This window comes from Oceanobacillus chungangensis, assembly GCF_003369565.1.
In the GTDB taxonomy this organism is placed as follows: Bacteria; Bacillota; Bacilli; order Bacillales; family Amphibacillaceae; genus Oceanobacillus; species Oceanobacillus chungangensis.
This window is the reverse complement of sequence record NZ_PIOD01000011.1, coordinates 336,491-356,852: the sequence shown is the minus strand read 5'-3', so window position 1 is coordinate 356,852 and position 20,362 is coordinate 336,491. Positions and strand designations below refer to the sequence as shown.

Sequence of the window (20,362 nt, the reverse complement as noted above, 5' to 3'; positions counted from 1 at the left end):
GAGATGGAAATTAAGGGCGAAGTTACAATATTTAGAACCGAATATTGCTATATTCATAAAACGATTCCTTATATGAAACAAAATTAGTATTGACATGTAAGGAGAAAGGCTTGATACCGTATAATTGTGAAGTTGATAAACAATTCTATATGGGTACTCTAAATGTAGCGTCTTTCCTCATCGTAGCATAGGCTATAGGACTAAATAATGAAGGGAAGCGAACAGTTATGGAGTTAACGATTTCCCATGGTCTATATGGTTTATTTACTATTATTATCATTGTTACGATGATTTTCCGAAAAGGAGTTGTCTTGCCTACCTTACTTGGTACATTTATTATCGCCTGGGTATATCATGGTAATATTATCGAGGGATTCACAGCAATTTTTCATGCCAACTTAGTAGCTGCTCAAGAACTCTTCAGTATTTTCTTAATTATTACTTTCATGTTAGCGCTCTTACAATCTTTGCGTGATTTAGGAGCAGATAAGCGGATGATTCAACCTATCCAGAAACTGATGGTCAATGGCCATGTTTCATATTTTATATTAGTTGCTGTGACCTATACTATTTCTTTGTTTTTCTGGCCAACTCCTGCAGTCCCATTAATTTGTGCTTTGCTTGTACCAGCAGCAATTCGAGCAGGATTACCAGCAATGACAGCAGCAGTTGCCATTGCTATAGCGGGGCAAGGGATGGCGCTTTCTTCTGATTACATCGTACAGGTTGCTCCTAATTTATCAGCTGCAGCTGCAGGAATAGAGACTTCACTCGTCGCAGATAAAACGATGATTCTGTCCCTTATTACAGGTGGAATTGCAATTGTAACTGCTTACTTATTGTATCGTAAATCAATTCGTTCAAAAGATGATAATAGAAATGAAGCGGAGCTACAAGCAATTCAAGCAATAGATGAGTCTACAAATAAAGCAATAACAAAATATGTAACAACCTGGAGTAGGATTTTTGCAGTCTTAGTTCCGTTTTCGCTTTTAATCGTCGTCATCTATATGATGTATAGTAAATTATTTTCTGGTAGCACCGATTTAATTGGCGGTGATGGTGCTGCATTTGTTGGAGGTGTTGCAGTTATTATATTATTGCTTTCAACTGTTGCTTTTGGAAAGCATTACGCACTCGATTATGTTAGTAACCATATAACGGAGGGATTTGTATTTGCTTTTAAAGCAATGGGACCAGTTATACCAATTGCTGGATTTTTCTTTCTTGGGAGTCCAGATTTATCTGGAAGAATATTAGGGGTAGAAGAGGGTCCTGCATTATTATTTGATCTTGTACAATCTACGCAATCATTCCTTCCACAGAGTGCTCTCCTATCGGGAATTAGTATCTTGATTATCGGTATTATTACTGGACTAGATGGTTCTGGATTCTCTGGATTACCATTAACAGGGGCACTTGCAGCATCACTTTCAAACAGCTCTATTGATACAGAAACCCTTGCAGCGATTGGTCAAATGGGTGCAATTTGGACCGGTGGTGGAACAATTGTTGCCTGGTCATCTTTAATTGCAATTGCAGGATTTTGTGGTGTTTCGGTAATGGATCTCGTGCGAAAAAACTTTTGGCCGGTGATTATTGGGTTATTTATTTCAACACTCACCGCTATCTTCTTATTATAGAAACAGATTTCTAGTTTATCCCTAAACCTTTTGTTATACTTTGAATAATCAGGAATTAATAGGTGTATTTCAGTGGGCAATTATCTGCTCGCTGGAATGCTAGCTTGTTGCTAAAATACATGCTAATGGAAAGGGTGTTATGGTGAAAGCATTTGTACTGGAATATGGAGAATTAAAAATCAAAGAGATGGAAGCACCTATTGCAAACAAGGGAGAGGTAGTTGTTGCTTTACGTGTTGCAGGATTAAACCGACGTGACCTATATATACCAAACAGAATGGGGAAGGACAAGGAAGCATTAATCCTTGGTTCCGATGGTGCAGGATTAGTCGAAGCAATCGGTGAAGGTGTGACACGCTTTAAAGTTGGCGATGAAGTAATTATTAATCCTTCGTTACGTTGGTTTGATAATAGTGATGCTCCATCAAAGGAATTCGATTTACTCGGGATGCCTGACCATGGAACCTTCGCTGAGAAGATTGCGATATCAGAAGAACAACTAGAGATGAAGCCGGAAAATCTCTCGTGGGAGGAAGCTGGAGTTCTTGCATTATCAGCTCTAACAGGGTTCCGTGCATTATTTACAAAGGGTAATTTAAAAGAGGGCGATACCGTCTTTATTCCTGGGGCTGGAAGCGGTGTTGCAACATACCTTATTGCCTTTTCAAAAAATGCAGGAGCAAGGGTAATTGTCACTTCTCGAAGCAAAGAAAAGCAGAATTTAGCAAAAGAACTTGGTGCGGACGTTGTACTGGATACGAATAGTGACTGGCAGAAGGAATTGGCTAATGAAACAGTTGATTTAGTAATTGATAGTGTTGGACGAGCCACATTTAATCGTTCACTTGATATATTAAAGAAGGGAGGAAGAATGGTTACATTTGGTGCAACAACAGAAGATAAAATTGAATTTGATTTGAGAAAATTCTTTTATGGTCAATATCAATTATTTGGAACGACAATGGGCAGTAGGGACGAACTTCGTGCATTGCTCATTCATATTGAGAAATATAATCTACATCCTGTTGTTGATCGGGTATTTTCGCTTGAACAAGCACAGGAAGCATTCGACTATTTGAAAGAAAGCAAACAATTTGGGAAGATTGCATTACAAATAGAAGCTTAAAAGCAAAGCAGTCCTATTTCATATAAATGGGACTGCTATTTACTGTATTGAAGGAAAAATAAGGTCAATTGCTGCTTGTAACTTTTTACTATTCCGTTCATATAGTTGCTTGGACTCTTCGTTCTCGGTTGCTAAAGAAAATAATTCTAAGTCTGCTTGGCATTTTTTCATTGTTGCTAGTAATAGCGGTTTTTCTGTCGGTTCAGGAACAGCGATTTTATCATCGTACAAGTCAACCGTTAGCTGGGCATCACTATCTGCTTGACCTAGAAAAACATTTTCAATACTTACGTTTAATTTTGCAAGCTCTGTTTCTAACCAGTTTAAATTAAGGGATAGGTTTGCTAGCGGTTCTAGAATTACTTTTCCATCCATAATAACGGTTTGAGGCTCTTTTTTGGGTGCAAGCTTAATACCTAAGTCTTTTGCGGTTAACGGCATCTTATCTCGTTTCTGCAAAACACTAATCGAGCCTGTTGGTTCTAATAATGCGAATTCTACATCAGAGGCAAGAAAAATATCCTTTTCCCGCAACTTTTCTAGCAAATCATCCGTTGTATAACCACGTTTTTTAAGATTATCTTCCATTATTTTGCCGTCTTGTATAAATACGGTACTTTTTCCTTGGGTGAAATCTCTAAAGGTCTTACTTTTTAATGAGATCAGCTCAACACTAAATGGAACGATAAACCAAATAGCCATTGCAATGAGCGCGTAAAGAAAGTTGCTGGAAAGATCGACCGTATGGAGCGCAACAATTCCGCCTAATACAACACCAGTAATGGTTTCGAAAATATTTAGTTGGGATAACTGTTTTGCTCCGAGCCATTTGACCATAAAAAATAAGATGGCAATTAGTGTTATTGATCTAATTATTACGAAAATCCAGTCTGGCATGGACAACCTTTCCTTTCTTGCTAATTATTTGTATTGTGGCTCTTCCTTGGAAAGCTGAATGACTTGTTTTTGTAAATCATCTTTGACTTCTTTTATTAGCTGCTGTACTTGTAAGAAGGTTTCCTTCGTTTCTTCGTCCTGTGATTTATTTACGAATAATTGCAGGCTTGCTTCAATGCTTTTTACCGATGCAAAGCAGCCTTTTACTTGTGAACCTACTGTCATACTCGTTTCACACCTTTCATCCTTTAGCCTTAAAAATCAATGCACCAATGACACCGAAGATAATAGCAGCAGAGATTCCTGAGCTTGTTACTTCAAACATTCCTGTAATGACACCAATAATTCCGTGTTTTTCTGCCTCTGCCATGGCCCCATGAACCAATGAGTTACCAAAGCTTGTTATTGGAACAGTTGCACCAGCACCAGCAAAATCAATTAATGGTTCATAGAGACCAAGCCCGTCTAAAATAGCACCAGCAACAACTAGGCTTGTCAATGTGTGAGCTGGAGTCAGTTTGAAAACGTCGAACATAATTTGTCCGATAACACAAATGAGACCACCAATTACAAACGCCCAAAAGAATATCATTGTATATCACTTCCCGATTCTATGGAAACTGCATGTGCAATACATGGAATTGGATCTTTTTGAAAGATGCTAAGAGGGGAATGGAGTGCACCAGTCGCAATAACAAGTATCCGGTTGAATTCACCTTGCTTCAGCCGATTTAAAAAATGTCCAAAAGTAACGATAGCTGAACATGCTGGACCACTAGCTCCAGCTAAAACGGGCTGTCCTTCACGATAGATCGTCAGTCCACAATCAACATATTTTTCCGAGGGGATATCAATCCCACGTTTATGCAATAAATCTAAAGATACTTCTCTACCAATATGTGCTAAATCCCCGGTAATAATTAAATCATAATATGAGTGGTCAATATTTCTTTCTCTTAAATGGGTTTCAATCGTTTCAACTGCAGCAGGAGCCATGGCACCACCCATATTAAATGGATCTGTCATTCCCATATCCACTACTTTTCCAATTGTAGCAGATGTTATAACTGGTCCTTCACCTTCTTTACCAACCAATGCACAACCAGCCCCTGTAACAGTCCATTGCGCTGTTGGTGGCTTCTGTCCACCATATTCTGTTGGGTAACGAAATTGTCTTTCTGCTGAAGCGTTATGGCTCGAAACGCCACTCAAAATATGATTTGCACCACCACTATTAATAATGGCAGCAGAAAGTGCTAAGCTTTCCATTGAAGTAGCGCAAGCACTAAATAGTCCAAAGTACGGGGCACCTAATGTGTTTGCTGCAAAGCTTGTTGGAGTAATCTGATTGATTAAATCACCACCGATGAAAAACTGAACATTTTCTTTTTCGATATTGCTTTTTTTGATAGCGATTTGACACGCTTCCTCCATTAGTGTTTGCTGTGCTTTTTCAAATGATGCTTGCTCTAACCACATGTCATCATGTAATAAATCAAAATCATTTGGAATCATTCCGTTCGCTTCAAAAGGACCACCAACAGTACCGGTAGTTAGGATAACTGGTTTATTGTCAAAGACCCATGTTTGATGTCCAACTAACACTAAAATCCACCCCACTCAATAATAATGGTCTTAATTAATGCAACAATAAACGCAGAGAATACACCATAGACAATAACAGGTCCAGCTACTTTGAAAATATTCCCACCAACACCTAAAATGAATCCTTCTGTTTTATGTTCAATTGCAGCAGAAATGACAGCATTTCCGAAACCTGTTACAGGAACAGCAGATCCTGCTCCACCAAATTGGCCAATTCGGTCATAGACGCCAAATCCAGTTAAAAGCATTGTTAGAAAGATTAATGTGGCTGTGGTTGGGTTTCCAGCAGTTTGTTCGGTAAAATTAAAATAATAAATATAGAAGGTGGAAATTAGCTGACCGATAAGACAAATTAATCCACCAACAAAGAAGGCTTTCAGGCAGTTCTTTAACAGTGGTCGCTTTACTTCCCGTTGCTGTTGAAACGCTTGATACTCCTGTGCATTTGGTGGTAGGTTTTTCTTCTTTTTATCTGCCATGCTTCCATCACTCTTTTCATTAATCTCATCATAATTTATTCATCTTTTGCGGCAAAATCTTTTCTTTAAAATGCTCGCGCATCATTATTGCTTTCAGATTATCTATGTTTGTTTCTTGGACAACTTAATAATTTTGTCAAGCTCTTTATTAAGCTCTTTCTCAGTCAGGGAGCCAGTTTGCATCTTTTTTTTCAATTTATCTAGCTCAAGAAAGATTTTTAAGTCAGTTGAAAATTCCACATCTAATTTTGGGAATTCATCTTTTAATTTTTTCGTCATTTTTTTCTCTAGCGATTTTAGTGTAAAACGTTCGTCATGATTCACTTTAACTGCAACTACAAGTGTTTTGGTGTTATTAACAGACCTGATCTCTGTAATTCCTTCGTGTTCGTTTAAAGTTTTCTTTGCTTTAATCGAAGGTTCTTGGTCAATTTGGCTATTACTATTATCAATTGTAGAATCTTGTTTAGCTTGTTGTTCCTTACTAGTATCGGTTCCACAACCAAATAATAGAAAGAACATTCCAGCGATAATAATGACTATAATTCGTTGCATGATGTTCACTCATTTCTAAAAACAAGTAATGTACTGTAATACCCTTATTCCTACATCTATGATGCATTGGGTAAATTGTTAAGATTGAATCTCAACTATGTAGGAAGTTGGAATAACCAACTTCCAACGCTTACTGTTTATATTGTGGTTCTTCTTGTTCAATTTGCTGTACTCTTGGTTCAACATTTTGCAATATTGCCATCGTTTGTTGTGCAGCATCCTGATACATTTGTTTCGCCTGTTTATTTTCAGTTTGCAGTGCAAATTGTTCAAAACTCGCTTGAGCACTCTTAAGACCTGCAATAGTTTGCTTTACTTGACTTGATACTGTCATAATAGAACCTCCCTAAAGAATTTAATGTCACCTTTAAGGTTTGACAATTTATTTTATTTATACGGTCAAATTATTTCCTATATATTCCTATCAAAATGCGGAAGGATTTTGATAGTGATTAAAGTTCTTCATACATAGCAAATCTTAACCGGTTTTGTTTATGTATTTGTATTATAATGTGTGAATAATGCTGCTTTATGCTATGCAATCCTAAGAGAACCGTTTTTCGGAGCGATAACAAATAAATTAACTCTCAGCCACCGGTAAAATTATTTAGTTTTTACCGAAGAAAAAAGCACATTGCATGAATGTGCTTGATTTATTGAGTTTATCTTTTATTTAATTTTTGCTCTTTCACAAAGCTACTAACGTCCATGCGAATCGGATTTCGATATTTACGAATCATTTGTTCGGACCAAGTATCTACTTTAGTATTGCTCGAACGAGTTTGATAATACTCTAGAAGTTCCGCGTCATAAGAAGAGATGGCAGGTTGTTGGATTTCATCAGCTAGATATTTATTTTCATGATACACAACCTCGAAAGGTAAACGTGGTTTTAATTCCGGTTGTTGGGCGGGGGTGCCAACTGCCATACCAAAAAGTGGAACAACATAATCAGGAAGCCCTAATAATTCACTTACATGGTAAATATCATTTCTTAAACTTCCGAGATAACAAATACCGAGTCCAATTGATTCTGCTGCAATTGCTAAATTCTGTGCCGATAATGCCGCATCAATTATTGTGACAATGAATTGTTCTGTGCTTTCAATTGTTTCTTCCATTTCAATCCGCTCTTCCGGTGTGGAAAGTTGTGTTATCCGATGTAGATCTCCGCAAAATACGAATAAATGACCATTATGTTCAACATATGGTTGACCGGATATTTTTCTAAGCTCTTTTTTCAGTACAGGATCTGTCACACCAATAATTGTATATGCCATTACATTACTTGAAGTAGAGGCTTGTTGTGCGGCTTTAATAAGTATATGGATTTGTTCATCTGTTAATTTATCTTCCGTAAATTTTCGGATTGATCGATGATTTAATATCGTATCAATAGTATGATTCATAATAATTAATCCCCCTCAACAGAATTGTACATGTTTATTGTTAGAAATAAATTAGATTACGATGATATTATACAGGAGAATAATAAATTATTGTTGTAATACATATCAATTCCAGTTTCTTTTTGATACACTCTAGATATATTCATCACTTTCATTATTAGATTAAAAAACTTCTTGCAACTAAGACTGTCGCAATAATGCTTAGCTAAGTCAAACTTTTCGATAGGGGGATTATATGAAGACGTTTAAGCTTATGAAGCTAACTATTATAAATCAAAGAAATGGCAATATAGTCCAAAATAATATACCGCTATTAAATGGTCTTATTATTAATCGGGAGGATGATACGAACCGGTGGATAATTGAAGCCTACATTGAAAAAGCGAACAAAGTCTATTTTAATCAACTCTTAGAAAATAAAGAAGAAATTATGCTTCAAGTAAAAATCACGAAAGAAAGCAATGAACCAGCGACATTTATTACATCAATTCTAAGTGTAAATGAAATTGGTGAAAATATTAACGTACTATTTATGGGCACTATTATTGAGCGCAAGGAAAAAAATATTTTAAAGGAATTGACAGCTTTATTGAAAGAAGGTTACCGTGGCAAGGAACTGTTAAAAACTTTTGATGAACCAATAGGTAAAGATTCGATTTAAAATATCATGCGGAATCCTTTTCTAATATGAAATACAGTAAACCAATATACTTAGGAGTAAGACAATGAAATATCTTCACTTTAATCATAAGTGGTTAAATAAACGAACACCGGCACAATTATTACTATTATTCTATTTATTATCAATCATTATTTCAACAGCAGCACTTTCATTACCATTTGCATACCAGGACGGAGTTCAAATTGGATTTATAGATATTCTCTTTACTGCTGTGAGTGCTATAAGTGTTACAGGGCTTAGTACAATTTCAGTTGTTGATACACTAAGTACGTCAGGAATCATTATCCTAACAGTAATTTTACACTTTGGAACAATTGGCATCATGGCTTCAGGAACATTTATCTGGCTTTTAATCGGGAAAAAAATAGGACTGCGTGAACGGCGATTGATTATGACAGATCAAAATCAAACTAGTTTTCAAGGGATGGTTCGCTTAACAAAGCAGATTATTATTGTATTGCTAGTGATAGAAATAATCGCTTTTCTTATTTTAGGAACGTATCTATTAAATTATTATCCTACAGCAAGAGAAGCCTATTTCCATGGTTTTTTTGGCACAATTAGTGCACTTTCAAATGCAGGATTTGATATAACAGGGGCGTCATTGCTACCCTATAGTCATGATTATTTTGTACAATTTATTATCATGCTTTTAATTATATTTGGAGCGATTGGATTCCCAGTGTTAATTGAAGTTAAAGAGTATTTATTTTCAAAAAAGAGGAAAAACATACGTTTTAGTTTATTTACAAAAGTAACGACAACAACTTTCTTTATATTAATTTTTGTTGGTGCAGGGATAATATATGTACTTGACAGCAGTGATTTTTTTGCGGATAAATCTTGGCATGAAGCATTGTTTTATGCACTTTTTCAATCTGTTACAACAAGAAGTGGCGGGTTGTCCACCATGAATATCAACCTGTTATCAGAAGAAAACCATTTGTTTATTTCGTTCTTGATGTTTATCGGTGCATCTCCAAGTAGTGCTGGTGGAGGGATTCGAACGACTACTTTTGCTCTAGTAATTATTTTTATCTTTACTTACGCTCGAAGTGGAAGAAGCATTCGGCTTTTTAAACGAGAGGTTTATGAGGAAGATCTGTTAAAGGCTGTAATGGTAACTCTTGTTGCATTGGCCATGGTACTTGGTTCGGTTCTTTACATTTCTTCAATAGAACCATTCTCCTTAATGGAAGTAATCTTTGAAGTAACTTCAGCTTTTGGAACTGTTGGTCTCTCGTTAGGGATTACAAGTGATTTAAGTAATGCAAGTAAATTAATTCTAATGTTGTTAATGTTTATTGGAAGGTTAGGGCTATTCACCTTTATCTTGATGTTTAGAAAGAATAAACAAGATGGTAATTACCATTATCCCAAAGAAAAAATTATTATCGGTTAATAAAATGATGAAACAAACGTAAAATCTAATTCATAAATTAATAATAACCTGTGCTACTTAGATATAGCACAGGTTAATTTGTTAGCAGTAAAATGCTGCTCCTACAATGATTAAAAGGATAAAAAGCACAACAATCAATGCGAAATTATTACCATATCCGCCACCACAATCATATGAGGGACTTTGATATCCACCGCAGCCGCCAAATCCTCCGTAGCCATAACCCATGCTCTTTCACCTCCTGAATGTTACGTTATACTATATGTATAACTACTCAAGATGTATGGACGTTTGCACTAGTTCTACAGAAAATTTGGATATAATTGGAGTAAAATCATTTTAGCAAAGGAGTGGATAGTAATAATACCACAATTACTTCCAAAAGATTGAGAATATGGTAAAATAAAGAGTAATTAATGGAATAATTAATTTATGTTGCTGAAAGGGGTGTTTGTTCTTGGAAATCGCTTTTGGAATCGTTTGCTTTGTTATCCTTGCAATGAACGTAGGATTTTGTATATTAGATAATGAGTAAGCTATTAAAGTGTAAGCATCTATCAAACAACGTTACGCTGCTCCTTATTCTTTATTGCAATTCTTAAATAATTTATCGATTAAGAAAAGGGGCAGCATCATGCTCCCCCTCAATCGTATCTTTGAAGATTATTTTGTTAATTCCCACTCACTGAATGGATAAATGATAATTTCAGATTTTCCAATGATTTCTTCCTCATCAATAAATCCAAGTCCATTCCGACTATCTTTACTAATTGCGCGATTATCTCCTAGCACAAAGTAACTCTCCTCTGGAACTGTTATGGGTCCAAAATTTCCAGTGTGTTTAATGACTTCATCTGTAATAAAATCTTGGTCATATGGTTTCCCATCAATTAGAAGCTCACCAGCAATAATTTCTATTTTTTCACCTGGTAAACCTATTACTCTTTTCACATAATTCTTATATGGTCGTTGTATGATTACAATGTCACCTCTGTCGGGATCATTTATCAAATAGACCAATTTATTTAAAATTACTCTTTCTCCGTCTTCTAGTGTTGGTTCCATACTTTCACCTTCAACAATAGAAGTAGCAAATATAAAGGTTCGTAATAAAAGTGCTATAATGATTGCAATTACAATTGCTTTTCCCCACTCTAGCCATTCGTTCTTTTCTTTTGATTTAGTCAATGAGGACATTCCTTCCCAAAAAAAGTTTCAATACTATAGTAGCATAGTGCCTGCAAGTATTCGAATATAAACCCTTGCTAATCATAAACTTACTTAATGTCGCTACTTTAATTACTTGTCAAGGACTATTTACCTATGTTACGTTAAATTAAGAGCGATTAGGAGGTGTATAGAATGGATATGCATGAGTATCTTCAAAAACGAATTGAATACTTACGTAGAAAAATGATGCAAATAGCAACGCATAAAGGATTAACTGACACCGAATCTGTTAAAATCAGTCAAGAATTGGATATTGTTTTAAATCATTATGAAAAAATGAAGAAACAAGCAAATAAACATAGTATGTAACTTCAAAAATCACTTGCTATATGCATTTAATAACTTCTTCATACCTTACTTCTTTAAAAGCCCCAAACTTCTTCCATAACTTATATTACTATATTAATAATTTAAAAAGCTAATACTAGCAAAATCCAAAAAATCTGGAAACAAGCTAAATCTTATACATAAATATGTAAATTGTTAGTAAAATATACATATTTCTATTAATTTTGACAAAAATTTAATAAAATGTTCAAACAATTTCGATTTAATTTGATAATAATAGGGTATAATAGGATTAGTATATGATAAGGAGTGTAAATCCAGAATGAGACCTAGGGCATTGAATTTTGAACAATTAGTGAAGCAAAATAAACAAGAACTTTTAGACGATGAAAAAAAGATAAGACAAATAGAATTACGTCTGGAAAAGAAACATCGAGAGTTAGTTGGTTTTGAATCAAAAGAATTAGAATTAAAATAAGTGCATTGTTTTCATTATTCTTTGATAGATTAACAAATAGAAGCAGCAGGTCTAATTCCTGCTGCCTCTATTTGTTAATGCGGGTAATATGTATAATATTTCATTAAAACGTATAGAATGCTGCTAAGATGAAAATAAGAAGAGGGATAGGGAGTTGAGCACAGTGTTACTAACAAGTTTGGTTAATAACTTTCTCGAAACGTTCGAAATTGAAACGAATCTATACTACTTTATCATGCTATTCATAGCTACATTTACTTGTTATTTCATTATGAAGCCATTGATTACTTTAATTGTTTCACTAAAATCCACGAAACTTCTAACGTATTTAATGAGTAGTTTGTTAGTGATGCTCTGCTTATTTATTGTTTCCATGTTCATAGAACAGTTATTTGATCCCGCCTTGTTCAAAACATTATTACAAGCTATATCCTTATTTGGAATTGTATTAGCGCTGTATTATAGTTTTCTTAGGTTATCTAAAAGGATTTGATATTAAATCCTTGAAACATTGCTGCTTATTTTTCTTGAACCTGACAATCTAGAATAAAAAAGCATATGATTCATACGCTTTTAGTAGTTTAATGTCCCTTAGGCTGACAATTAAGAGTTAATTCAGCCTAAGTTTTTTTTATTCGTGTTGGAACTTAATATCGTTTTGATTTTGTTGGTGGCCATTCCATTTTTCCTAATGAGGAAGGGGTAAAGTAGGAAGAGGTATACCGTTGCTGCTTTATCGGCTGCTTCTTATCAGGCTTCCAATTAATATATTCATATACAATATTTTTTGCTTTTGATAGTGACATTTTCGTAGGTGGGTTCCGATAATTTTGGTCAAGGGAACCTAAATGTTCAAGTTCTTGGAAGTCTTGTTTAGTAGGAGGGATATGGAAATAATAATCCGCTACCTTTACAAGCAGTGTGGAGTGTTGATTACTGAACTTTGGGTGATCTGAGAAATGAAGTCCTATCTTACTAGCACGTTTTTCTTTTATTAATTTATTTATTGTTTCTTTCTTAATAGAATACAGATGCTTAGGCTCTGGTGCAGTTTTTGCATGACGATTAATTGTAAATAATGCTTGAGCTAATTCATGTATTGGAATCGTTTCTGACAAACAGATTTCCTCCTTTCAATCGAACATCTCTATCGTATCGCAAAGCTTGTCCTAGCGCAAGAGAAAGCGGAAGCAATTTATCATAAACTTTTTAAAATAATAGTTTAACTTTGAAATAGAAAACGAACGGATACAATGATTACCGTTCGTTGCTAACTCTATTATTGTACTTGCTTTAAGTCTTCTACGATTAGATCAACGGATTTAGCATCAACACCACTATAATTCTTAATTACTTTACCTTCTGGACTAACTAGGAAGAATAAAGTGCCATGGACTACTTGATCCTCACCAGTTGGTGGTGGTGCTACAATATTCTTAAAGGAAGTAATGGAGAATTCTTTAATTGTTTCGAAATCATAACCTGTTAAGAAGGACCAATTAGCGAAATCTGCATCATAGCCTTGACCATATTTTTTTAATACTTCTGGAGTATCTCTTTCTGGATCGATGCTGAACGATACTAATTGCGCATCGATTTCTTCTTCAGATAGTTTATCCTGTAATGTTGCCATATTATAGGTCATTGGCAGACATACGGTAGTACAGTTTGTAAAGATGAAATCCGCTACCCACCAATTTCCTTCTAAATCTTCAAGACTGAGTGTTTCATTATTCTGTGTAGTATATTCAAAGCTATCAATTTCCTCCGACATATTCGTTTCAATTGCATATCCGTCACATGCAGCGAGGAAAAGAAGAACAAATAAAATAAATAATTTCAAACGATTCAAGATTACCTTCCTTTCTACAATATTTACTAGAGGCAAGCATGAATTTATTATATCATCACAATGGATATTATTTTAAGAATTCTAATCAATTATGTGAAGTCTTTATGACAAAAAATCTTAATATTAGTAAGGTTAATAATAGCTATTTGGACAATATCCAAGGTCATAGTGTTATGGGGGCTGAATATGGATAGGGTGGATATGGGGAATAATCTCCTTTAATAGATGCACGATATAAAATTTGACCGAAAGCTAGTCCAGTTGAGAAAGAGATAACTGGCAATAGTCGTGCAGTGCTGCTATTTTCATGAAGCATTTATGTAGGATGAAGGAGAAGAATCGTTCATAAATAAACTCCTTTTCTGATAAGCATTGTTGAATTATCGTATGCTAATATTCTAGAAAAGGAGCCTGACTGTTTATTGCTTTTCTTTTTTTAAAATAAATTGTTTTACCATTTATCCCTTATTTTGAAGTGTATATACATGGAGTTCTGGTTTACAAAGAAATCTATAGGGCAGACGTGTTGTTCCAATGCCTTTATTTACATATACAATTAGCTTATCGTTTTTTAATGAATATTTGCCTTGGACAAACTTTTCAGCATATGCAGGTGTATATAAGTGTCCTATGAATGGAAATCGAACTTGCCCACCATGACTGTGTCCAGAAAGTTGAATATCAACAGGATACTTGACTGTAGTATCTGCATAATCTGGTGCATGTGCTAATAGTATAATGAATAATTCTGGATTGGCGGAATGTAAGGCTTGTTGTATATTAGGGTTTCCAAGCATCATATCATCAATACCGGCGATGATGATTCGATCATTTTCCTTTTGAATGGCCACATGGCTATTTTTCAATAAAGTAAAATTAGAGCGCTCCATGACATCATGAATGATATCTGTTCCATATCCACCGTGATCGTGATTTCCGTATATCCAATATTTGCCATATTCAGCGTTAATCGATGTTAATGCCTCAATTAAGTTTGGGTACCAGTTGTATTGATTTGGTGCATCTACTAAGTCTCCAGTGAAAACGATAAGATCAGGCTTTAGAGCGTTGATTTGTTGCATTAGTGCATTTATATCCTCCATTGAATAATGAAAACCAGCATGGGTATCAGAAAACTGAACAATTCTAAAATTATTAAATGCAGCAGAAAATTTATTGGAAAAAATAGTTTCTTGTTGTATATGAAGCATATTCGGTTCGATATTCCTAGCGTAATAATATGTTCCACTACTGAGACCGACTAGTCCTACTATGCTTCCAAGTCCCTTTTTAATAAAGGTACGTCGATTCATTTTAGCATGTCAAACCTTTCTAATGAGAAAAATATCATACGAGAATTATAGCATGGAAGTGAAATGAATAGTGGGACTTTATTAGGAAAGCTGTAATTTTAATTATCAGTATATTCATTGACTTCGTATAAAAATACGTTTAAAATTAAGTTAATGTAAATAATGTAATCGCTGTCATAGATGGGAGATAAGGATAAGTAAAGCAGGTGATATTCAAAGATTGTTGTTATCCCTAAAAATTAATGATAATTAGCTATTGTTATAGACTGTTTATTAAGAGAACCGGGATTCTGCAGCTGTGTTCCGGAAACACCTATAATACAAAATTCTCTGCTGAATTTAATCGAACAAACGTTGAGTAATGAGTCCAAAAAAAGACATCAGGAAATTATTCCTGATGAATTAATTGAGATATTTATTAGGCATGCTATAAATTGTATTCTCATGGACTAATTAATGACACTAACATATAAATAAAGTAATCAATTGAAGTATAGAAGACAACTTAGTCACATGAATTACAGTTTTTATGAATAATTGAATTTATTCCTTCTATTTGAATTGTGCAATGTGAGATATTGAAATGATGATGAATCAATTCCTTCGCTCGCTGAAGTATTTGATCACGATCTATCGACTCTTGTACGATTAAATGGCAACTAAGTGTTGGGAATTCAGAGGTGATTGACCAAACATGTAAGTCATGAACATCCTCAATGCCATCCATTTTTGAAAGGGATTCTTTAATCGATGCGATATTAATATTCTCTGGTTTTCCTTCCATTAATATGTTCAATGAATCCTTAGTAATTCGAATACCGGAGAAGACAATTAGTATCGCTACAATCACACTGGCAATTGGATCGGCAATATTCCAACCAAATAATAAGATGAGAGTACCAGCAATGATTGCTCCAACAGACCCTAATAAATCTCCAAATACATGAAGTAAAGCGCTTCTAAGATTTAAGTTTTCTTTAGAATCTCCGCGCATTAGCAACCAAGCTACGAAGATATTTATGATTAGTCCAATTACTGCGATAATCATCATACTACCACTTACATTTGGAGGTTCAACAAATCGCTGGATTGCTTCATAAAATATGAAGAATGCTATTAAAATGAGTGCTGCACCATTAATAAAGGCAGCGATTATTTCAAAACGTCGATAACCAAATGTTTTATCCATTGTTGCTTTTTTTTCACCGATTTTAAATGCGACTAGGCTAAGCCCCATAGCAGCAGCATCACTAAGCATATGCCCAGCATCTGAAATCAATGCAAGACTATTCGTTATAATACCGCCAATCGCCTCAACAATCATAAACAAGAAGATAATGATAAAGCTAAAGAAAAGTACCTTCATATTACTTGAATGGTGATGATGGTGGTTATGGTTATGCCCATCATGATGATGTCCCATTTGTGCATCCTCCTAATTCGTATGTTTAATATGTTCAAGAGTTTGTTCTAATAAGTTCATGACATGATTGTCATCGAGCGAATAATAATTCGTTGTTTTTTCTTTTCGATTTTTAACCAAACGTAGTTGTTTTAAATATTTTAATTGATGAGAAATCGTTGACTGATTCATTTCAAGTTGATTTGCTATTTCATTTACTGAACATTCCTTGAAAAATAATAGATGCAAAATCCTTATTCTTGTTGGATCAGACAATGCTTTAAATATTTGCGAAGACTGTTCGATTAATTCGTTTTCAATTGAATGATAGGGCAAATTTAAACACTCCAATACAATATGATCATATGCTCATATTGTAAAATATGTGCATTAAAATAGCAAGAATTTGATTGTAAACTATATCCGTCTAAGATGTTACTTCTAATTATCTATGATAAACTGATAAAGTAAAAAGCTTACCTTAGAAGTATAAGCTTTCTTATGCTGCACAAGTGCAACTAAGAAATGCGTAGAAAAGTGATTAAAAAAGGGGCGTTAGTTATGAGTATGACACAAGATAGGCAATTAGTTGATATAGCTGTTGCTGAATTAATGATATCTTCCGAGAAAGTTGCCCATGTACAATTAAATAATCCATTAGAACATGCATTATTAGTTTTAGTTAAATCTGGATATTCAGCTGTACCAGTTTTAGATGCATCCTATAAATTAGCAGGAATAATTAGCAAGACAGTAATATTAAATCAAATTTTAGGCCTTGAGCGGTTTGAAATAGAGAAGCTATCGGAAATGCGAGTTCAAGAGATCATGCATCATGATGTTATAACTATAACCAAGGAAAATAATTTACTAGATGGTTTAAATGCGATTATTGATAATAATTTTATTTGTGTTGTCGATGAGGAAGGATACTTTGATGGTATTTTAACAAGAAGGGCAATCTTAAAACAATTAAAAAAAGAAATTTATTCTTCTAAACAATATTCAAAGTAAGATTATAAATAGGTATCTTCCATGTTGCTGTATAACATAGACGTTTTCGGTCAAACTACAGATGTATATTTTTTATGTAGAGGAGGAAATACCTATGGCGCGTATTGGAGTCGAAGAAACATTATCAGATGTAAAAGCAGCATTAACTGAGCTTGGCCACGAGGTTGTAGATTTACGGTCTGAAGCTGATGCAGCAGGGTGTGATTGCTGTATCATTTCTGGTCAGGATAAAGATGTAATGGGAATATCAAACGCGGTTATTTCTGGACCGGTAATAAATGCACACGGATTTAATGCTGATGATGTTTGTGACATGGTAAATCAACGATTAAGCTAAGGTTTTTCTATTAACAAAGTATTCTAAAGAGTAAACAGATTTTCATTAAATGAGAGTCTGTTTACTTTTTGTGTTTTGGAATACGAATTAAGGCTGGAACATATATTGTGGATAGAGAATAGACAACAGTTCACATTAGGGGAGGGCATCAATATCAAACTAAGAGATTCATTGCCAGAGCTAACGGGAGCAACAGCTTGGCTTAATAGTAATTCATTATATAGGCAAGATTTGATTGGTGAGAAACCATTACTCATTCATTTTTGGTCGATTAACTGCCATCTTTGTAAGAAATCAATGCCATATGTTAATGAGTTAAGAGATACTTATCGAGAGCGCTTAAATATCATTGCAGTATATATGCCATTATCTAGGCAGGATACTGATATAGAAGAAATTACTAGGGTTGCAAAAGCGCATAATATTTCACAGCCTGTCTACATTGATAATGACTTAAAGTTAAGTGATAGATTTCGCACACGATATGTACCAACATATTATATTTTTGATAAAAATGGTGATCTTAGGCATTTTCAAACCGATGGAAAAATTAGCACAATCCGTAACCGAATAAATCGATTAATAGATAAGTAATCATAACGATTAAACGATACCCTTGCGACGATCTTTGCAAGGGTATTTTTAATGCTTGTGGATGATAATTCCCGATAAATAAGGGAGGGACAAGTCATTACCCATTCGAATGCATTTTATCCCGGAAAAATGAACCTTTTCAGCGAAAGCGGGTGGTAGAACTTACAAAAATTAGCACGACTTTTCTGTCGAAAAAATAATTATAAAAATAATGAGAAATATATGGCAATTTATTTCGGTAACCGTTATATTAGTACATACGGGAATTAAGACTTTAGGGGGGAAGTAAATTGAATACGTTTAATCGGTTAAAAAGCTTTTACTGGCCATATAAGAAATATTTGCTATGGTCATTATTTTTCTTGTTATTTGTAACAGTAATTACTGTTGTTTATCCTATCATTTTACAGATAACAATTGATGAAGTTGTCGCAAAAGACAGGTATGCTTTAATCCCTTATATTTGTAGCCTATTCCTTGTACTAATGATTATGAAAGGCTTATCCACCTTTGCATTTCAATACTTAGGTGATTTGTTTGGGATGACTTCTGTTTATAAATTGCGTGGATCAATCTATGATAAACTCCAATCATTATCATTCCGATATTATGATAATGCTAAAACAGGAGATATAATGTCTCGTTTAACTGCAGACGTTGAAGGATTCCGCTTTTTCTTATCTATTGGAATTGCAGAATTAATTCGTACAATCTTATTAATTGTCATTAGTTTAGCTGTGATGTTTTACTATTCTGTTCCATTAGCGTTTGTCACGATGGCTGCAATGCCTTTTCTAATTGTCGTTGTTTACCAATTTGATAAGCGTGTACATCCTGCGTTTCGAAAAATAAGAAAATCAATGGGTGTATTGAATACGAGAATCCAAGAAAACATTAGTGGAATTAATACGGTTAAATCATTATCTCGAGAAGATTTCGAGGTGAAACGTTTTTCTACAAGCAATGATGATTATCGTAACAATTATATAGATACATCTAATCTATGGGCGAAATACTTCCCACTGATGGAATTTATCGGCAATATTTGTGTTATTGCATTACTTGGTTATGGTGGTTATTTGGTTATAAATGGATCGCTTGCATTGGGAGAATTGGTCGCTTTCTTCAGTCTAGTATGGTATATTCTTGATCCATTAATGGGCCTTGGCTTTATTATTAATCAGTTTTCCCAAGCAAAAGCATCTGGTGAGAGATTAATTGAAATACTCGATGCAAAAGAAGATATTGTGGAAAAAGAGAATGCAGTTGATGTACTAATAAAAGGTCATATTACATTTAAAGACGTAACGTTAACCTATGTTAAGGATGATGATTCAGCACTTAAAAATATCAGTTTCGATGCACCCCCAGGGAAAATTATCGGCTTAATCGGGGCAACAGGTTCAGGAAAAACAAGTATAACCCAACTCATCACAAGATTTTATGAGCCTGAACAAGGGGAAGTACTTGTGGATGGTCGTCCTGTTTCAGATTATAAACTTAAAACCTTACGTAGTCATATCGGTTTTGTATTGCAGGAACCGTTTTTATTTTCAACAACTATTAGAGAGAACATTGCCTACGGGAACCCAAATGTAACGAATGAGCAAATTATTGATGCAGCGAAAAGAGCACAGGCACATGACTTCATCATGGAAATGCCAAAAGGTTACGATACAATGCTTGGGGAACGTGGAATGGGTCTATCAGGTGGTCAAAAACAACGGATTGCAATTGCACGAGCAATTTGTATTAATCCTAGTATCCTTGTACTAGATGATGCAACATCAGCCGTTGATATGGAGACAGAATTTAAAATACAACACGCGCTGAGGGAAGTGATGGAAGGGAGAACTTCCTTCATTATTGCTCACCGTATTTCTTCACTAAAACATGCAGACGAAATTTTAGTTTTAGATGATGGTGAGATTGTCGAGCGTGGTACCCATGATTATTTATTACAAAATAATGGACCGTATGAACGTATCTACAGTATCCAATATCAAGATCGGGAAACGGTTATGAATACAGTTAACTAATTAGGAGGTGATCAGGA

General features: G+C 34.6%; 24 protein-coding genes and 1 pseudogene. 10 read left to right on the top strand and 15 right to left on the bottom strand.

From position 1 onward, the window contains the following. The first annotated feature begins 227 nt into the window (after nt 1-227). Together CWR45_RS11820 and CWR45_RS11815 are read left to right on the top strand one after the other, a co-directional pair. Complete coding sequence (locus CWR45_RS11820) at nt 228-1,643, top strand: hypothetical protein (RefSeq protein ID WP_115750062.1); 1,416 nt, start codon at nt 228-230, stop codon at nt 1,641-1,643. A gap of 142 nt (nt 1,644-1,785) precedes the next feature. After that, entirely contained in the window at nt 1,786-2,769 is a 984-nt protein-coding gene (locus CWR45_RS11815; RefSeq protein WP_115750105.1) for a zinc-binding dehydrogenase, read from the top strand. Nucleotides 2,770-2,808: 39 nt separating this feature from the next. On the opposite strand, the gene CWR45_RS11810 is transcribed toward CWR45_RS11815, so the two are convergent. From CWR45_RS11810 to nfsA, 8 genes are all read right to left on the bottom strand, one after another. Continuing rightward, nucleotides 2,809-3,666: a DUF421 domain-containing protein gene (locus tag CWR45_RS11810; RefSeq protein ID WP_115750061.1), complete on the bottom strand. Its 858-nt coding sequence runs from the start codon at nt 3,664-3,666 to the stop codon at nt 2,809-2,811. Between the two features lie 24 nt (nt 3,667-3,690). Continuing rightward, nucleotides 3,691-3,891 carry a DUF1657 domain-containing protein gene (locus CWR45_RS11805; RefSeq protein WP_115750060.1) on the bottom strand — a complete coding sequence of 67 codons (201 nt, stop codon included), beginning with the start codon at nt 3,889-3,891 and terminating at the stop codon, nt 3,691-3,693. A gap of 16 nt (nt 3,892-3,907) precedes the next feature. Continuing rightward, nucleotides 3,908-4,258: a stage V sporulation protein AE gene (spoVAE, locus tag CWR45_RS11800; RefSeq protein ID WP_115750059.1), complete on the bottom strand. Its 351-nt coding sequence runs from the start codon at nt 4,256-4,258 to the stop codon at nt 3,908-3,910. After that, nucleotides 4,255-5,271, bottom strand: coding sequence for a stage V sporulation protein AD (spoVAD, locus tag CWR45_RS11795; RefSeq protein ID WP_115750058.1), 1,017 nt, complete (start codon nt 5,269-5,271; stop codon nt 4,255-4,257). Before spoVAD ends, spoVAE begins: the two co-directional genes overlap by 4 nt. Further along, complete coding sequence (spoVAC, locus tag CWR45_RS11790; RefSeq protein WP_115750057.1) at nt 5,271-5,750, bottom strand: stage V sporulation protein AC; 480 nt, start codon at nt 5,748-5,750, stop codon at nt 5,271-5,273. Before spoVAC ends, spoVAD begins: the two co-directional genes overlap by 1 nt. 102 nt (nt 5,751-5,852) lie before the next feature. Continuing rightward, the gene (locus CWR45_RS11785; RefSeq protein ID WP_115750056.1) at nt 5,853-6,305 is read right to left on the bottom strand and encodes a YhcN/YlaJ family sporulation lipoprotein; all 453 of its coding nucleotides are present in this window, start codon (nt 6,303-6,305) and stop codon (nt 5,853-5,855) included. Between the two features lie 130 nt (nt 6,306-6,435). Continuing rightward, nucleotides 6,436-6,639 (bottom strand): DUF1657 domain-containing protein, encoded by a 204-nt coding sequence (locus tag CWR45_RS11780; RefSeq protein ID WP_115750055.1) that lies wholly within the window; start codon nt 6,637-6,639, stop codon nt 6,436-6,438. Between the two features lie 328 nt (nt 6,640-6,967). Next, nucleotides 6,968-7,714 (bottom strand): oxygen-insensitive NADPH nitroreductase, encoded by a 747-nt coding sequence (nfsA, locus tag CWR45_RS11775; RefSeq protein WP_115750054.1) that lies wholly within the window; start codon nt 7,712-7,714, stop codon nt 6,968-6,970. 235 nt (nt 7,715-7,949) lie between these two features. On the opposite strand from nfsA, the gene CWR45_RS11770 reads away from it, so the two are divergent. Together CWR45_RS11770 and CWR45_RS11765 are read left to right on the top strand one after the other, a co-directional pair. Next, nucleotides 7,950-8,375, top strand: a complete 426-nt coding sequence (locus CWR45_RS11770; protein ID WP_115750053.1) for a YwpF family protein — start codon at nt 7,950-7,952, stop codon at nt 8,373-8,375. Between the two features lie 64 nt (nt 8,376-8,439). Then, nucleotides 8,440-9,798 carry a TrkH family potassium uptake protein gene (locus CWR45_RS11765; protein WP_115750052.1) on the top strand — a complete coding sequence of 453 codons (1,359 nt, stop codon included), beginning with the start codon at nt 8,440-8,442 and terminating at the stop codon, nt 9,796-9,798. Nucleotides 9,799-9,879: 81 nt separating this feature from the next. Here the strand turns inward: CWR45_RS11765 and CWR45_RS20145 are convergent. Together CWR45_RS20145 and lepB are read right to left on the bottom strand one after the other, a co-directional pair. Beyond that, a pseudogene (locus CWR45_RS20145) lies at nt 9,880-9,960 on the bottom strand (YjcZ family sporulation protein); the annotation flags it as partial. A gap of 501 nt (nt 9,961-10,461) precedes the next feature. Continuing rightward, nucleotides 10,462-10,986 (bottom strand): signal peptidase I, encoded by a 525-nt coding sequence (gene lepB / locus CWR45_RS11755; RefSeq protein WP_115750050.1) that lies wholly within the window; start codon nt 10,984-10,986, stop codon nt 10,462-10,464. 174 nt (nt 10,987-11,160) lie between these two features. On the opposite strand from lepB, the gene CWR45_RS11750 reads away from it, so the two are divergent. Together CWR45_RS11750 and CWR45_RS11745 are read left to right on the top strand one after the other, a co-directional pair. Then, nucleotides 11,161-11,337 carry an aspartyl-phosphate phosphatase Spo0E family protein gene (locus CWR45_RS11750; RefSeq protein WP_115750049.1) on the top strand — a complete coding sequence of 59 codons (177 nt, stop codon included), beginning with the start codon at nt 11,161-11,163 and terminating at the stop codon, nt 11,335-11,337. A 301-nt stretch (nt 11,338-11,638) separates the two neighbouring features. Then, nucleotides 11,639-11,794: an FbpB family small basic protein gene (locus CWR45_RS11745; RefSeq protein WP_115750048.1), complete on the top strand. Its 156-nt coding sequence runs from the start codon at nt 11,639-11,641 to the stop codon at nt 11,792-11,794. Nucleotides 11,795-12,441: 647 nt separating this feature from the next. On the opposite strand, the gene CWR45_RS11740 is transcribed toward CWR45_RS11745, so the two are convergent. The 5 genes from CWR45_RS11740 to CWR45_RS11720 all read right to left on the bottom strand — a co-directional run bounded on the left by CWR45_RS11740 (nt 12,442) and on the right by CWR45_RS11720 (nt 16,697). Beyond that, nucleotides 12,442-12,912 carry a YkyB family protein gene (locus CWR45_RS11740; RefSeq protein ID WP_115750047.1) on the bottom strand — a complete coding sequence of 157 codons (471 nt, stop codon included), beginning with the start codon at nt 12,910-12,912 and terminating at the stop codon, nt 12,442-12,444. 161 nt (nt 12,913-13,073) lie between these two features. Then, a complete protein-coding gene (locus tag CWR45_RS11735) occupies nt 13,074-13,646 on the bottom strand; it encodes an SCO family protein (RefSeq protein WP_115750046.1) in 573 nt (190 codons plus the stop codon). Nucleotides 13,647-14,104: 458 nt separating this feature from the next. Next, a complete protein-coding gene (locus CWR45_RS11730; protein ID WP_115750045.1) occupies nt 14,105-14,959 on the bottom strand; it encodes a metallophosphoesterase in 855 nt (284 codons plus the stop codon). A 505-nt stretch (nt 14,960-15,464) separates the two neighbouring features. Next, nucleotides 15,465-16,382 (bottom strand): cation diffusion facilitator family transporter, encoded by a 918-nt coding sequence (locus CWR45_RS11725; protein ID WP_115750044.1) that lies wholly within the window; start codon nt 16,380-16,382, stop codon nt 15,465-15,467. Between the two features lie 12 nt (nt 16,383-16,394). Continuing rightward, nucleotides 16,395-16,697 carry an ArsR/SmtB family transcription factor gene (locus tag CWR45_RS11720; RefSeq protein ID WP_115750043.1) on the bottom strand — a complete coding sequence of 101 codons (303 nt, stop codon included), beginning with the start codon at nt 16,695-16,697 and terminating at the stop codon, nt 16,395-16,397. Nucleotides 16,698-16,922: 225 nt separating this feature from the next. Here CWR45_RS11720 and cbpB point away from each other — a divergent pair, with 225 nt between their 5' ends. From cbpB to CWR45_RS11700, 4 genes are all read left to right on the top strand, one after another. Beyond that, entirely contained in the window at nt 16,923-17,375 is a 453-nt protein-coding gene (gene cbpB / locus CWR45_RS11715; RefSeq protein ID WP_115750042.1) for a cyclic-di-AMP-binding protein CbpB, read from the top strand. A 94-nt stretch (nt 17,376-17,469) separates the two neighbouring features. Then, nucleotides 17,470-17,712 carry a YkuS family protein gene (locus CWR45_RS11710; protein WP_115750041.1) on the top strand — a complete coding sequence of 81 codons (243 nt, stop codon included), beginning with the start codon at nt 17,470-17,472 and terminating at the stop codon, nt 17,710-17,712. A gap of 153 nt (nt 17,713-17,865) precedes the next feature. Continuing rightward, nucleotides 17,866-18,306 carry a TlpA family protein disulfide reductase gene (locus CWR45_RS11705; RefSeq protein ID WP_115750104.1) on the top strand — a complete coding sequence of 147 codons (441 nt, stop codon included), beginning with the start codon at nt 17,866-17,868 and terminating at the stop codon, nt 18,304-18,306. Between the two features lie 290 nt (nt 18,307-18,596). Beyond that, nucleotides 18,597-20,345, top strand: coding sequence for an ABC transporter ATP-binding protein (locus CWR45_RS11700; RefSeq protein ID WP_115750040.1), 1,749 nt, complete (start codon nt 18,597-18,599; stop codon nt 20,343-20,345). Nucleotides 20,346-20,362 lie beyond the last annotated feature (17 nt).